We start from the raw sequence: 12,741 nt of genomic DNA on the forward strand, positions 1-12,741 counted from the left end.
GTGATGCATGGAGGCTCAACCATGCAAACCAATGCCCTGCTTCTCATCCTGGCCGCGATCATCACCGGTGCGGTTGTTCCGTTTCAGGCCGGGGCCAACGCCGTCCTGGGACGGACGCTCGGCCATCCGCTGTGGGGGACGGCCGTATCCCTGTGCGTCAGCTTCGCCTGCATCCTGCCCGTCATGGCCCTGGCGCGGGTGGAGGCGCCGACCCTTTCGAATCTGGCGCAAGCCCCCCGCTGGGTGTGGATCGGTGGTGTCGTCGGCGTCGTCTACATCACCGGCGCGCTCATGCTGGCGCCGAAACTCGGCGCCGCCGGCTTCATCACGGCGGTCATCGCCGGGCAAATGCTGGCATCGATCATCATCGACCAATGGGGGCTTGTCGGCCTCCCGCGAAAGCCCGTCTCGCTGTCCCGTCTCGCCGGTCTTGGCCTGATCTTCCTCGGGCTGATCGTGATGCAGGTGCCCGCGCTCGGCGTGAAGCCGCCCGCCGGTTCGTGACGGCACGACGCTCTCGCCGACCTTTCAAGAAAGATCACCCATGAACCTGCTTCACATCGACTCCAGCATTCTCGGTGAGCAATCCGTAAGCCGTATGCTGTCCAAAGCCATCGTCCAGCGATTGAAGGACCACAATCCCGAGATCGACATCGTCCATCGTGATCTGGCCGCTGTTCCCGTTCCCCATCTCACCGGCGACCATCTGGCGGCCTCCCCGGCGGTGATGGAGGACATCGCGTTTGGTGAAAAGCTTCTGGACGAGTTCCTCAACGCCGATGTCATCGTCATCGGCGTCGCGCTCTACAACCTGACCATTTCCAGCCAACTCCGGACATGGATCGACCGGATTGTCATCGCGGGGAAGACGTTCCGCTACACGGAGAACGGCCCGGAAGGATTGGCGCAGAACAAGCGGGTGGTCCTTGCCGTGGCGCGGGGCGGTCAATATCGACAGGGCACGGCCCTGGCGTCGTCCGAACACGCCGAGGCCTACCTTCGGTCGATGTTCGCGTTCATCGGCGTGACGAGGCTCGATGTGATCGCCGCGGAAGGTCTCGCCATCAGCGAAGCACACCGGGAAAGCGGCATGCAGGCCGCGTTCGAGGCGATATCAGCCCTCGATCCATGTTGCGATTTCCAGTAGGCGCTCCGCCAGGTCCTGTCCGATGGCCCTTGGAATGGTGGTCGGACAGGACCCGGCTCAAGTCTCAACCAGCCGCTTACAGCGTCCCCGCGTAGGCGCCGCCGTCCAGCAGGACGTTTTGCCCGGTCATGAAACCGGCGTGGGCCGAGCAGAGGAAGGCGCAGGCCGCGCCGAACTCCGCCGGATCGCCGAAGCGGCCGGACGGGTTGCCGGCGCGGCGGAGGTCCATCTCCTCGTCCAGGCTGCGGTTGTTGGCCTTGGCCCCGCCCTCCATGGTGGCGCGCAGGCGGTCGGTCTCGAAGGGGCCGGGCAGCAGGTTGTTGATCGTCACGTTGTGCCGCACGGTCTGGCGCGACAGTCCCGCGACGAAGCCGGTCAGCCCGGCCCGCGCCCCGTTGGACAGGCCGAGGATCGGGATCGGCGCCTTCACCGCCGCCGAGGTGACGTTGACGATCCGCCCGAAGCGGCGCCCGATCATGCCGTCCACCGTCGCCTTGATGAGGAAGATCGGGGCCAGCATGTTGGCCTCGACGGCGCGGACCCAATCGTCGCGTTCCCAGTCGCGGAAGTCGCCCGGCGGCGGGCCGCCCGCGTTGTTGATGAGGATGTCCGGCTCCGGACAGGCGGCGAGGGCCGCGGCGCGCCCCTCCTCCGTCGCGATGTCGCCCACGGCGGTGGTCACGGTGGCGCCGGTCTCCTTGCGGATCTCCTCAGCGGCGGCCTCCAGCAGGTCGCGGCCGCGCGCGGTGATGGTGACCGCCACCCCCTCGCGCGCCAGCGCCAGGGCGCAGGCCTTACCCAGTCCCTTGCTGGCTGCGCACACGATGGCGCGGCGTCCGGCGATTCCCAGATCCATCCTCGTCTCCTCCCTTCCCGGCCTCCAGACCGGCCAGCACCTCGCGGGCCAGCGGCACGGTCAGGGGACGGTGCGCGGCCAGCGAGGCGCGGTCAAGCGCCGCGACCACCCGCCCCGCCGCCTCCAGCGAGCGCTCCATCCGGGTCAGCAGGTAGGTGATGAGGTCCATGCCCGGCCGCAGCTGGCGGTCGGCAAACAGCTTGACCAGCACGGCGGCGAGCAGGGCGTCGTCCGGCGCCTCCACCCCCACCGCGGGCGCCGCCTTGATGCGGGAGCGCAGGTCGGCCAGCTTCATCCGCCAGCGCGACGGCGGGCGGCGCGACAGCAGGAGCAGATGCCCGCCCGAGTCGCGGGCGAGGTTGTAGAGGTGGAACAACGCCTCCTCGCGCTCCGGGGCGCCGGCCACCCGGTCCGCGTCCTCCACCACCACGGCGTTGGCGCGGGCCAGCAGGGCGTGCGGGTCGATCCGGTCGAGCGCCTCGCCCAAGGCGATGGGGGCGTGGCTGCGCGCCCGCCAGACATGGCCCAGATGGGTCTTGCCGCAACCGTCCGGCCCGTACAGCGTCAGGGCCGGCGCCGGCCAGGACGGCCAGCGGTCGAGCCACGCCACCGCCTCGGCGTTGCTGGGCGCCACGAGGAAGTCCTCGCAGCCCATGGCGGCGCGGTGTCCGAGGTCGAGCGGGATCTGGGCCGCGAGTGTCATGGGGCGGAGGTCATGGAACAGGGGTCATGAGGCGGAGGCCATCAGGAAGGGGTACCGCGGTAGTAGGGGCTGTCAAGATAGCGCCCCAACGCGAAGCGTGTCAGCACCCCGATCACCGCCGCCACCGGAACCGCCAGCAGAACCCCGACGAAACCGAACAGCGACCCGCCGGCCAGCAGGGCGAAGATCACCCAGACCGCGTGCAGCCCGACCTTCTCGCCGACCAGCTTCGGGGTCAGGACGTTGCCCTCCACCGCCTGCCCGAACAGGAAGATCGCAATGACGATGGCGATTCGCCACGGGTCGTCGAACTGCAGCAGGGCCAGCCCGGTGCTCGACACGAATCCGAACAGCGAGCCGACATAGGGGATGAAGGACAGGAGCCCCGCCATCAGCCCGATCACCAGCCCGAAATCCAGCCCCGCCAGCGACAGCGCCACCGCGTAGAACACGCCCAGCACGAGGCAGACCAGCGCCTGCCCGCGGACGAATCCGGCCAGAGTCTCGTCGACCTCGCGCGCCTGCTCGCGAATCGTCGCGGCGTGGTGCAGCGGCAGCCAGCCGTTCACCTTGGCGACCAGGATGTCCCAGTCGCGCATCAGGTAGAAGGCCACGATCGGCGTGATGAACATCACCGACAGCACGTCGAACAGCGCCAGCCCGCTCGACAGGATGTGCTTCAGAACCTTGCCGACCCAGCCGACCACGTCCCCGGCGTAATTGCCGGCGGCACCGCGCAGCCGCTCCACATCCTCCGGCGACAGGCGGTGGACCAGCCGGTCAAGCATCGGCATCAGCCGGTCCCGCGCGGCGTTGGCGTAGTTTGGCAGCACCTCGATCAGGTGGGACACCTGCGACTGCACCAGCGGCAGCAGCAGCAGGACCATCAGCACCAGCACCAGGACGAAGGACAGCAGAACCAGCGTCGTCGCCAGCCAGCGCGGCAGGCGCCAGCGCTCCACCCGGTCGACCACCGGGTCCAGCAGGTAGGCGACCGCCAGCCCGACCACGAAGGGCAGCAGCATGCCCGACAGCAGCCACAGCGCCAGGACGAACAGGCCGAGCCCGATCAGCCAGAAGCGGATCTGCTTGCCCGCCGTCACGGCACCCCTCCATGCCGGCTGAACAGAAGCCCGCCGCGGTAGATGTAGGCCAGCCCCGACAGCACCGTGGTTCCGGCGCAGACCCAGATCAGCAGCGGCACCAGCTCCCGCCCGAACAGATGGAAGTCCGGCAGCCCCAGCCCCGCCGGAGCCAGCACGGCCGCGGCGAGGGCGAGCTGCACCGCCGTGTTGATCTTGCTGACATAGAGCGGCTGCATGGCCAGCGACTCCTTCAGCGTGTAGAGCAGCATCACCCCGCCGATGATCATCAGGTCGCGGAACACCACCAGGATGACCAGCCACAGCGGCAGCACGCCGATGTGGCCCAGCGAGACGTAGACGCTGACCAGCAGCGCCTTGTCGGCGATCGGGTCGAGATAGGCGCCCAGCACTGTACGGGCGCGGAACATGCGGGCCACCGCACCGTCGACGGCGTCGGACACCCCCGCCCCGACGAACAGCCAGAAGGCGACCCCCAACTCCCCGGCCAGGATGAAATAGACGGCGACCGGCACCACCAGGATGCGGCCGAAGGTGATGATGTTCGGAATGCTCACCGCGGTGCCTTCTGCCGTTGTCCTTACCGCCGCCGTCCCCGCAAGGGCCGATCCCGGCCCGTCTGTAACGCCGGGAGGCCGTTCGCCGTCACGCCCTTTCGATCATGGGCGCGCCGTCCCGGCCGGCAGCGTGCCCAGGATGCGCGGCGGCGCCCCCGGCGCGGCCGTCGGAGCGCCGACCGGGGCCGGAACCGCGCTGGGATAGGCCGACGGCGCGGCGGTGGCCGGCGAAAAGGCCGAGGGAGACGCCGGGACGGACGCCGGCGAAACGGCGGCGGGCTGCGCCAGGGCCGCCCCGGCGCCCCTCGCCAGCACCTGGAGCTGCCATTCCGGCGTCGGCGCGACCGGCGGAAGCGGCTGGCCCGGAACGGGGACCGGCACCGGTGCCGCGACCGCCCCGGTGCGGGCGAGGCCGAGGTCGCGGCGGGCCAGCGCCTGGCGCAGCCGCTCGACGTCGCCGCGGTGGGTCAGCGCGACCAGCGCCTCGTAGCGGCTGATCGACAGCACGTCGGTCCGGGTAACGGCGTTGACCATGCCCAGCCGCTTGCGCGTCTCCACCCAATCGTTGAGGCTGGCCAGCGGCACCCGCACCAGGGTCGCCTGCTCCGGCCCGCTCGCCACCGTGTTGTCGCGGCGGTAGGATTCGTCGATGGCGGCCGACACGAAGGTCGTCGCGCGGGTCAGGAAGTCGCCGGCCCGGTCGGCCATGTCGGCCTTCACGTTGACCGTCTGCGTGTCCCGCGCGCCGTCGGGGGTGTAGTGGGTCACCTCGACCGCCAGCGGACGGCCGAGATCCAGCCCGCCGGCCGGAAGCTCGGTCTTGGCGACGATCACGCCGCCGGCGTTGTAGCGCTGGGCGATGCGGGCCAGCGCCTCGGGGTCGCCGGACAGCGCCTCGTTCACGCCGATGGCGGAGATGTCGGCCAGTTCGCCGTCCGGAACGACCAGCGGAACCAGCGAGGCGCCGGCTTGCCGGCCCTCCCAGGCCTCGCGCCAGTCGGTGCGGTCCTCCCACAGCACGGGGCGCCCGTCGACGACGGTGACCGGCAGGATCACATAGGGCCGGGCCGGCGGCTCGACATACTGCTGGCCGCCGCCGGCCAGCGTCTCGCGCACCGGGTTGGGGCGGAAGCGCACGGTGATGCTGCCGACATAGCGGGTCGCCGACACCTTCTCGTCGTCGATCTCGAAGCCCTGGACCAGACGGGCGAGCTCGATGTCCGACACCCGCGGAACCGTGGTGGCCGAGGGGACGAGGCGCTTGTACAGCTCCGCCCAGGCCTTCACCTGCGCGTCGCGGATCGCCTGGTCGCGGGCGGCGTTGGCGTTGGCGGCGCTGACGTCCACCTTCACGCCCGACACGGTGAAGGGGTCCGCCGCCGGAACCGCCGCGGGGGCCGTCCCAGGGACAGCCGGGGCCGCCACCGCGGGTGGCGCGGCGCCGGGCACCTGCGCGTCCACGGGGCCGGCCGGAACGGCCAGGGCCACGGTGATGGCGGCGAAGCCCGCAAACAGCGGCGCATGGCGGCGGTGGAGCATTGCAAAGCCTTCCGATTCGAGTATGTTCGGCCCGTTCCCTATTGACCCGGCCCAAATTGACCCGGTTCAGGTGGCCCAGGTATATAGCTCAGCCCAAGCGAGGATACCATCAGCACCCAGTCTAATAACACGTCCGACGCCTACAAGCAGGCCGGCGTGGACATTGATGCGGGCAACGCGCTCGTTGACGCGATCAAGCCGCTCGCCCGTTCCACCGCGCGCCCGGGCTCCGACGCCGGGCTGGGCGGGTTCGGCGCCCTGTTCGACCTGCGCGCGGCCGGGTATCACGACCCGCTGCTCGTCGCCACCACGGACGGCGTCGGCACCAAGCTGAAGGTCGCCATCCTGGCGAACCGTCACGACACGGTGGGCATCGACCTCGTGGCGATGTGCGTCAACGACCTCGTCGTCCAGGGCGCGGAGCCGCTGCTGTTCCTCGACTATTACGCCACGGGCAAGCTGGACGTCGCCGCGGGCCGCGCCATCGTCGCCGGCATCGCGGAAGGCTGCCGTCAGGCCGGCTGCGCTCTGGTCGGCGGCGAGACGGCGGAGATGCCGGGCATGTACGCCGACGGCGACTACGACCTCGCCGGCTTCTCGGTCGGTGCGGTGGAGCGCAAGGACGCGCTGACCGGCGCCACGGTTCAGGACGGCGACGTCGTGCTCGGCCTCGCCTCCTCCGGGGTGCATTCCAACGGCTATTCGCTGGTCCGCAAGCTGGTGGAGAAATCCGGCCTCGGCTACGACTCGCCCTGCCCCTGGGACGCCGGGAAGACGCTGGGCGAGGCGCTGCTGACCCCGACCCGCATCTATGTGAAGAGCACGCTGGCCGCGGTGCGCGCCGGCACGGTGCGGGCGATGGCCCACATCACCGGCGGCGGCCTGATCGAGAACATCCCGCGCGTCCTGCCGGACGGGCTGGGCGTCACGCTCGACGCCTCCGCGTGGCCGCTGCCGCCGGTTTTCCACTGGCTGATGAAGACGGGCGGGCTGACCCCGCTGGACATGGCGCGCACCTTCAACACCGGCCTCGGCATGGTCGTCGTGGTCCCGGCGGACAAGGCGCAGCAGGCGGCCGAAATCCTGGCCCAGGGCGGCGAGACGGTCTTCACCGTCGGCACCGTCCACGCGGTCAAGGACGGCGACGCCCGCGTCACCGTGACCGGCATGGACACGGCATGGTCGGCCTGACCTCCAACGCCCTGAAGGTTGGAGTCCTGATCTCCGGGCGCGGCAGCAATCTGCAGGCGTTGATCGACGCCTGCGCCGCCCCGGACTTTCCGGCGGAGATCGCCCTGGTGCTCTCCAACAAGGCCGACGCCTACGGGTTGGAGCGCGCCGCATCCGCCGGAGTGCCCGTCGCCGTGGTCAGCCACCGCGACTTTCCCGGCGACAAGCGCGCCTTCGAAGAGGCCATGGACGCGCGGCTGCGCGCGGCGGGCGTCGAACTGGTCTGTCTGGCCGGCTTCATGCGGCTGCTGTCGCCCTGGTTCGTCGAGCGCTGGCACGATCGGATGATCAACATCCACCCGTCGCTCCTGCCCTCCTTCAAGGGGCTGGACACCCACCAGCGGGCGCTGGACGCCGGGGTGCGCTTTCACGGCTGCACGGTGCATTACGTGCGTTCGGAGATGGACGAGGGGCCGATCATCGCCCAGGCCGCGGTTCCGGTGCTGCCCGGCGACGACGCCGACCGGCTGTCCGCCCGCGTGCTGGAGGCCGAGCACCGGCTCTATCCCCAGGCGCTGCGCCTGATCGCCGAGGGCCGCGCCCGCGTCGAGGACGGCCGGGTGACCCTGTCAGGCCCGGCGGCGGACCTTCAGACGCTCATCAACCCGCCGGCCTGAGTCGCTCCAAAGCGCCCATCGGCCAAGCGGGGCCCTTGCCGCAACCGTCCGCACCCCCCACATTCTCCGCCGGAACCATAACAGGGGAGGCAAAGGGCGATGGCGGTTACCGATCACGGCCACAATCCGGTCAGCGAGGATGTCGTCCGCCGCCATGAAGCGGGCTGGCACGCCTTCACCCGCTTCATGACGCTGGCAACCGCGGGCGTGATCGCCGTGCTGGTCTTCATGGCGATCTTCCTGGTCTGACGGCCTTCCCGGTCTGACGGCCCGTTCAAGCGGCCAACCGGAAGCCTGCCAACCGAAACGCCGTGGCGGGGCGCTTACGCCCCGTCCGGCAGACGGCCCAGCAGCAGGTCGCGCATCTCGCCGACCAGCGCGTCCACCTGCTGCTCCCACGCCTCGGTGCCGCCCTGGATGGCGTGCATGACGTGGGTCGCGAGGTGGATCAGCGCGGCGCGCACGCAATCCTCGGCCGGGAAATCCAGCCCCACCGTGTCCTGAAGGAACTGGCCGAGCTGGTCGGGGGCGTTCCAGGGATGGACGACCACCGTGTCGAAGCCGCTGGTCCCCAGGAACACCGCGTTCAGCGCCGTCGCCTGCGCGTTGATCGCGTCGATGGCCGCGTCCTGTTCGACGTTGCCGCGCAGCACCTCCTGGAAGGCCGCCAAGCACTGGTCGACGTATCCGCGCACCAGCAGCTCCACCACGCCCGGATCGCTCAGGTCGTTCCTGCCCTTCACGAGGGACGGCAGCGGCTCCAGCAGGGCCGCGACGATCGGCTTGACGTCGGGATTTTCCATGGCGGGGGTACTCCTAGCGGTAGAATCCCCGAATACTCGACTTCGCCACGCCTGTCCACGACGCCGTGACCCGGTGCGGGCGACAAGTTGCGGGCGGCCAGCCCGAAGCGCAAGGTCCTGAATCGAAAAGGGCCGCCCCGATTGGGACGGCCCTTCGCGCAAGACTGCGATGCGGAAGACCCGCGATCAGCCCACCAGCTCGATGCCGGCGAAGAAGAAGGCGATTTCCTGGGCGGCGGTCTCCGGAGCGTCCGAGCCGTGCACCGAGTTGGCTTCGATCGACTCGGCGAACTCCTTGCGGATGGTGCCCTCGGCGGCGTTGGCCGGGTTGGTGGCGCCCATGATCTCGCGGTTGCGGGCGATGGCGTTCTCGCCTTCCAGGACCTGGAGCACGACCGGGCCGGAGATCATGAAGGAAACGAGGTCGTTGAAGAACGGACGCTCGCGATGCACGCCGTAGAACTGCTCGGCCTGGGCCTTGGACAGCTGGACGCGCTTCTGCGCGACGATGCGCAGGCCGCCGTCCTCGAACTTGGCGTTGATCTTGCCGGTCAGGTTGCGGCGGGTGGCATCGGGCTTGATGATCGAGAGGGTGCGTTCGACGGCCATGGCGGTGGGCTCCTGCTGGAAATGCGTTATGGGCGCCGCTGGTTTGGCCGGGGCGCCGATTGCGCGGGGTTATATAGGCGCTTTTCGGCCACGGCAACCGCTTCGTGAGGCCGGTTCGTGAGGCCGCGCCGCGTCGCTTCGCGCGGCTGCCATGAAGGGTTGCCCCGCGGGTCCCGCTTCAAATCGCGGTTTCCCCGTGGTAAACCGGCGCCGATATGCTGCACATCAACGACCTGACGTTCCGCTACGGCGGACGTGTGCTGTTCGACCGCGCCACCGCGGTCGTGTCGAAGGGCCACCGCGTGGCGCTGGTCGGCCGCAACGGCACTGGAAAATCCACCCTCCTCAAGCTCATCGCCGGCCAACTCCAGACGGACGCCGGAGCCATCGGCGTGCCGACCGGCACCAAGATCGGCATGGTGGCGCAGGAGGCCCCGAGCGGCGCCACCACGCTGATCGACGCCGTCCTGGCCGCCGACACGGAGCGCACCGCCCTGCTGGCCGAGGCCGAGACGGCCACCGACCCCATGCGCATCGGCGAGATCCACGCCCGGCTGGCCGACATCGAGGCGCATTCGGCGCCGTCGCGCGCCGCCCAGGTGCTCTCCGGGCTGGGCTTCGACGCCGACGCGCAGGCCCGGCCCTGCTCCGATTTCTCGGGCGGCTGGCGGATGCGCGTGGCGCTGGCCGGCGTGCTGTTCGCCCGGCCCGACCTGCTGCTGCTCGATGAGCCGACCAACCACCTCGATCTGGAGGCGACCATCTGGCTTGAGGGGTACCTCAAGAACTACCCCCACACGATCCTGCTGGTCAGCCACGACCGCGACCTCTTGAACTCGGTCCCCACGACGACCATCCATGTGGACCAGGGCCGGCTGGTGACCTACGCCGGCAACTACGACCAGTTCCTCAAGCAGCGCCGCGCCAACATGGAGCGGTTGCAGGCCATGGCGACCAAGCAGGAGGCCAAGCGCAAGCACATGATGGCCTTCGTCGAACGCTTCCGCTACAAGGCGACCAAGGCCCGGCAGGCGCAGAGCCGCCTGAAGGCCCTGGAGAAGCTGGAGACCATCACGCTGATGGAGGACGACGCCGAGGTCGTCTTCAACTTCCCCCAGCCGGACGAGATGGCCCCGCCGCTGATCGCGCTGGACGGGGTGACCATCGGCTACGGTGACCGCGCCATCCTGCGCCGCGTCAACCTGCGCATCGACATGGACGACCGCATCGCCCTGCTCGGCGCCAACGGCAACGGCAAGTCCACGCTGGTGAAGCTGCTGGCCGGGCGGCTGGAGGCGATGGCCGGCGAGGTGAAGCGGCCGACCAAGCTGCGCGTCGGCTATTTCGCCCAGCACCAGCAGGACGAACTGGACCTGTCGCTGACCCCGATCCAGCAGACCCAGCGCATCATGCCGCTGGCGCCGGAGGAGAAGGTCCGCGCCCATCTCGGCCGCTTCGGCTTCCAGCAGAGCAAGGCGGAAACCCGCATCTCCGACCTGTCCGGCGGCGAGAAGGCCCGGCTGCTGCTGGCGCTGATGAGCCGCGAGACTCCGCACATCCTGATGCTCGACGAACCGACCAACCACCTCGACGTGGACAGCCGCGAGGCGCTGATCGAGGCGATCAACGGATTCGAGGGCGCGGTGATCCTCATCAGCCACGACCCGCACCTGATCGAGCTGACCGCCGACCGGCTGCTGCTGGTCGCCGACGGCACGGTGCAGCCATACGACGGCGACCTGGACGACTACCGCCGCTTCCTGCTCGACCGCGCGCGGGCCGAGCGCGCCGCCGCCAAGGGCGGCGAGCCGGCGGACGCCGGGGCCAGCCGCAAGGACCAGCGCCGCGCCGCGGCGGAGGCCCGCGCCACCCTGGCCCCGCTGAAAAAGAAGGCCACCGACGCGGAGTCGCAGGTCAACAAGCTGACCGAGGAGAAGCGCAAGATCGAGGCGAAGCTGGCCGATCCCGCCCTCTACAGCGGTCCCAGCGACAAGCTGCAGAAGCTCCAGATCGATCTCGGCGTCGTGGACAAGAAGCTGTCCGCCGCCGAGGAGGCGTGGCTGGAGCATCTCGAAGCCTATGAGTCGGCGGCGGCGGAGGCCGGCGTATGAGCGTGCCGCGCAACGTGGCTTTCACCGGAACGGGCTCGCTCCCCGCGACCGTCGCCCGCCGTGGACGGCAGGACCATGGGGAGGAGCGGACCTCCGACGTCCTGGCGGCCTTCCGCGCCAACCTGCCGGACGGGCGGGTGTCGCTGGGCGACCTGATCCAGGCGCTGGGCGACCGCTCGCTGGGCACCATCCTGCTGGCCCTGTCGCTGCCCACCATCGCGCCGGTGCCGCTGGGCGTGTCCTGCCTGTTCGACCTGCCGATCCTGCTCTTCTCCGCCCAGATGGCCTTCGGCAAGCGCGGCGCCGCCCTGCCCGGCTGGATTCTGCGCCGCTCGGTCAGCCGGTCGCTTGCCGCCCGCATGATCGACAAGGCGATGCCGCGGCTGACCGCCATCGAGCGGATGCTGAAGCCACGCCACAGCCGCTTCGCCAGCATCGACGGGGAGCGCTGGTTCGGCGTGCTGGTGCTGCTGCTGTCGCTGACCTGCGTGGTGCCGCTGCCGCTGACCGGCTGGCTGCCCGGCTTCGCCCTGGTCCTGCTGTCCCTGGGCCTGATCGAGCGCGACGGCGCCGCGGTCGCGGTCAGCCTCGCCCTTACCGTGGCCGCCCTGGTCTTCTTCGCGCTGGTCGCCAGCAGCCTGTCCTACGCCGGCCAGACCCTGTTGTCCCTCACGTCATATCCCGCGTTCATGGCATAGCTCCCGCCGCTGCGGCCGGTTGCGGGGGAACCCCGGATGCGACATAAGTGCGCTCTGGGATTGTTAGGTTCGGGACCCCCTGAGGCTCCAGCTTGTTTAGCCCCGGGGTAAAACGCTCAACAGCCAACGGCGAAAGGCCGATCATGACACCAACGGAAATCACCGTCGCGGAGAAGCAGAAAAGCGGCAAGACGCCGCCGGCCGCGTGGCTTTTCTTCCAGCGTTGGTTGGCAAATCCCCTTTCCATGGGTTCCGTTACACCATCCTCGGGCGCGCTCTGCCGGCTGATTGGCGAACAGGTGCTGTGCGGGCCGGACCAGGTCGTCGTGGAGTTCGGCGGCGGCACCGGCGCCATCACCAAGGCCCTGCTCCAGCGCGGCATTCCGGGCAACCGCATCTTCACCTTCGAGATCGACGACCACCTGTCGCGCTTCCTGCGCGGCCATTACCCGGACGTCAACGTCGTCCATGACGACTGCCGCAAGGCCGCCGATATCCTCGGCCCGGAGCTGGTCGGCAAGGTCGGCACGGTGGTGATCGGCATCCCCATGCTGAACCTGCCGATGCGCGCCCAGAAGGAGGTCGTCGAGGCCTGCTTCCGCATCCTGCCCGAGGGCGGGCGCTTCGTTCTCTACACCTACGGCCTCGTGTCGCCGCTGAACCAGCGCGCGCTGGGCGTCAAGGGCAAGCGGCTGGGCTTCACCCCGCTGAACGTCCCGCCGGCCTCCGTCTGGGGCTATTGGAAAGCCCAGCCCTAATCCCCCATCA

15 protein-coding genes are annotated in these 12,741 nt (G+C 69.7%); 8 read left to right on the plus strand and 7 right to left on the minus strand.

Going from position 1 to position 12,741, the window contains the following annotated elements:
* Positions 1 to 21 precede the first annotated feature (21 nt).
* Positions 22 to 504 carry a DMT family transporter gene (locus FBZ83_RS02265; protein ID WP_145680874.1) on the plus strand — a complete coding sequence of 161 codons (483 nt, stop codon included), beginning with the start codon at positions 22 to 24 and terminating at the stop codon, positions 502 to 504.
* Positions 505 to 544: 40 nt separating this feature from the next.
* Positions 545 to 1,147, plus strand: coding sequence for an FMN-dependent NADH-azoreductase (locus FBZ83_RS02270; protein WP_145680875.1), 603 nt, complete (start codon positions 545 to 547; stop codon positions 1,145 to 1,147).
* A 76-nt stretch (positions 1,148 to 1,223) separates the two neighbouring features.
* Here the strand turns inward: FBZ83_RS02270 and FBZ83_RS02275 are convergent, their stop codons facing one another.
* From FBZ83_RS02275 to FBZ83_RS32240, 5 genes are all read right to left on the minus strand, one after another.
* Positions 1,224 to 2,003, minus strand: a complete 780-nt coding sequence (locus FBZ83_RS02275) for an SDR family oxidoreductase (protein ID WP_145680876.1) — start codon at positions 2,001 to 2,003, stop codon at positions 1,224 to 1,226.
* On the minus strand, positions 1,942 to 2,706 hold the full coding sequence (locus FBZ83_RS02280) for an HdaA/DnaA family protein (protein ID WP_247888100.1): 765 nt from the start codon (positions 2,704 to 2,706) through the stop codon (positions 1,942 to 1,944). The genes FBZ83_RS02275 and FBZ83_RS02280 overlap by 62 nt, the downstream gene beginning before the upstream one ends.
* A 41-nt stretch (positions 2,707 to 2,747) precedes the next feature.
* Positions 2,748 to 3,809, minus strand: coding sequence for an AI-2E family transporter (locus tag FBZ83_RS02285; protein WP_145680877.1), 1,062 nt, complete (start codon positions 3,807 to 3,809; stop codon positions 2,748 to 2,750).
* Positions 3,806 to 4,366, minus strand: a complete 561-nt coding sequence (locus tag FBZ83_RS02290) for a CDP-alcohol phosphatidyltransferase family protein (protein WP_145680878.1) — start codon at positions 4,364 to 4,366, stop codon at positions 3,806 to 3,808. The genes FBZ83_RS02285 and FBZ83_RS02290 overlap by 4 nt, the downstream gene beginning before the upstream one ends.
* A 102-nt stretch (positions 4,367 to 4,468) precedes the next feature.
* The gene (locus tag FBZ83_RS32240) at positions 4,469 to 5,905 is read right to left on the minus strand and encodes a DUF2066 domain-containing protein (protein WP_145680879.1); all 1,437 of its coding nucleotides are present in this window, start codon (positions 5,903 to 5,905) and stop codon (positions 4,469 to 4,471) included.
* A 156-nt stretch (positions 5,906 to 6,061) separates the two neighbouring features.
* On the opposite strand from FBZ83_RS32240, the gene purM reads away from it, so the two are divergent.
* The 3 genes from purM to FBZ83_RS02310 all read left to right on the plus strand — a co-directional run bounded on the left by purM (position 6,062) and on the right by FBZ83_RS02310 (position 8,001).
* Complete coding sequence (gene purM, locus FBZ83_RS02300; RefSeq protein WP_432612483.1) at positions 6,062 to 7,096, plus strand: phosphoribosylformylglycinamidine cyclo-ligase; 1,035 nt, start codon at positions 6,062 to 6,064, stop codon at positions 7,094 to 7,096.
* Positions 7,084 to 7,752 (plus strand): phosphoribosylglycinamide formyltransferase, encoded by a 669-nt coding sequence (gene purN / locus FBZ83_RS02305; protein ID WP_145680881.1) that lies wholly within the window; start codon positions 7,084 to 7,086, stop codon positions 7,750 to 7,752. Before purM ends, purN begins: the two co-directional genes overlap by 13 nt.
* A 99-nt stretch (positions 7,753 to 7,851) precedes the next feature.
* Entirely contained in the window at positions 7,852 to 8,001 is a 150-nt protein-coding gene (locus tag FBZ83_RS02310; RefSeq protein ID WP_109072472.1) for an aa3-type cytochrome c oxidase subunit IV, read from the plus strand.
* Between the two features lie 74 nt (positions 8,002 to 8,075).
* Here FBZ83_RS02310 and FBZ83_RS02315 read toward each other — a convergent pair whose 3' ends face one another.
* The gene (locus FBZ83_RS02315) at positions 8,076 to 8,555 is read right to left on the minus strand and encodes a hypothetical protein (protein WP_145680882.1); all 480 of its coding nucleotides are present in this window, start codon (positions 8,553 to 8,555) and stop codon (positions 8,076 to 8,078) included.
* Positions 8,556 to 8,741: 186 nt separating this feature from the next.
* A complete protein-coding gene (ndk, locus tag FBZ83_RS02320; protein WP_014197473.1) occupies positions 8,742 to 9,164 on the minus strand; it encodes a nucleoside-diphosphate kinase in 423 nt (140 codons plus the stop codon).
* A 215-nt stretch (positions 9,165 to 9,379) separates the two neighbouring features.
* Here ndk and FBZ83_RS02325 point away from each other — a divergent pair, with 215 nt between their 5' ends.
* The 3 genes from FBZ83_RS02325 to FBZ83_RS02335 all read left to right on the plus strand — a co-directional run bounded on the left by FBZ83_RS02325 (position 9,380) and on the right by FBZ83_RS02335 (position 12,731).
* A complete protein-coding gene (locus tag FBZ83_RS02325) occupies positions 9,380 to 11,275 on the plus strand; it encodes an ABC-F family ATP-binding cassette domain-containing protein (RefSeq protein ID WP_145680883.1) in 1,896 nt (631 codons plus the stop codon).
* The gene (locus FBZ83_RS02330) at positions 11,272 to 11,973 is read left to right on the plus strand and encodes an exopolysaccharide biosynthesis protein (protein WP_145680884.1); all 702 of its coding nucleotides are present in this window, start codon (positions 11,272 to 11,274) and stop codon (positions 11,971 to 11,973) included. Before FBZ83_RS02325 ends, FBZ83_RS02330 begins: the two co-directional genes overlap by 4 nt.
* Before the next feature lie 245 nt (positions 11,974 to 12,218).
* Entirely contained in the window at positions 12,219 to 12,731 is a 513-nt protein-coding gene (locus FBZ83_RS02335) for a class I SAM-dependent methyltransferase (RefSeq protein WP_247882954.1), read from the plus strand.
* Positions 12,732 to 12,741: the final 10 nt, after the last annotated feature.

The organism is Azospirillum brasilense (assembly GCF_007827815.1).
Taxonomy (GTDB): domain Bacteria; phylum Pseudomonadota; class Alphaproteobacteria; order Azospirillales; family Azospirillaceae; genus Azospirillum; species Azospirillum brasilense_C.

Bases quoted from the DNA above. Each gene is read 5' to 3' on its own strand.
- FBZ83_RS02265 (WP_145680874.1), top strand. From the start codon at position 22: ATGCAAACCAATGCCCTGCTTCTCATCCTGGCCGCGATCATCACCGGT.
- FBZ83_RS02270 (WP_145680875.1), top strand. From the start codon at position 545: ATGAACCTGCTTCACATCGACTCCAGCATTCTCGGTGAGCAATCCGTA.
- FBZ83_RS02275 (WP_145680876.1), bottom strand. From the start codon at position 2,003: ATGGATCTGGGAATCGCCGGACGCCGCGCCATCGTGTGCGCAGCCAGC.
- FBZ83_RS02280 (WP_247888100.1), bottom strand. From the start codon at position 2,706: ATGACACTCGCGGCCCAGATCCCGCTCGACCTCGGACACCGCGCCGCC.
- FBZ83_RS32240 (WP_145680879.1), bottom strand. From the start codon at position 5,905: ATGCTCCACCGCCGCCATGCGCCGCTGTTTGCGGGCTTCGCCGCCATC.
- purN (WP_145680881.1), top strand. From the start codon at position 7,084: ATGGTCGGCCTGACCTCCAACGCCCTGAAGGTTGGAGTCCTGATCTCC.
- FBZ83_RS02310 (WP_109072472.1), top strand. From the start codon at position 7,852: ATGGCGGTTACCGATCACGGCCACAATCCGGTCAGCGAGGATGTCGTC.
- FBZ83_RS02315 (WP_145680882.1), bottom strand. From the start codon at position 8,555: ATGGAAAATCCCGACGTCAAGCCGATCGTCGCGGCCCTGCTGGAGCCG.
- ndk (WP_014197473.1), bottom strand. From the start codon at position 9,164: ATGGCCGTCGAACGCACCCTCTCGATCATCAAGCCCGATGCCACCCGC.
- FBZ83_RS02325 (WP_145680883.1), top strand. From the start codon at position 9,380: ATGCTGCACATCAACGACCTGACGTTCCGCTACGGCGGACGTGTGCTG.
- FBZ83_RS02330 (WP_145680884.1), top strand. From the start codon at position 11,272: ATGAGCGTGCCGCGCAACGTGGCTTTCACCGGAACGGGCTCGCTCCCC.
- FBZ83_RS02335 (WP_247882954.1), top strand. From the start codon at position 12,219: ATGGGTTCCGTTACACCATCCTCGGGCGCGCTCTGCCGGCTGATTGGC.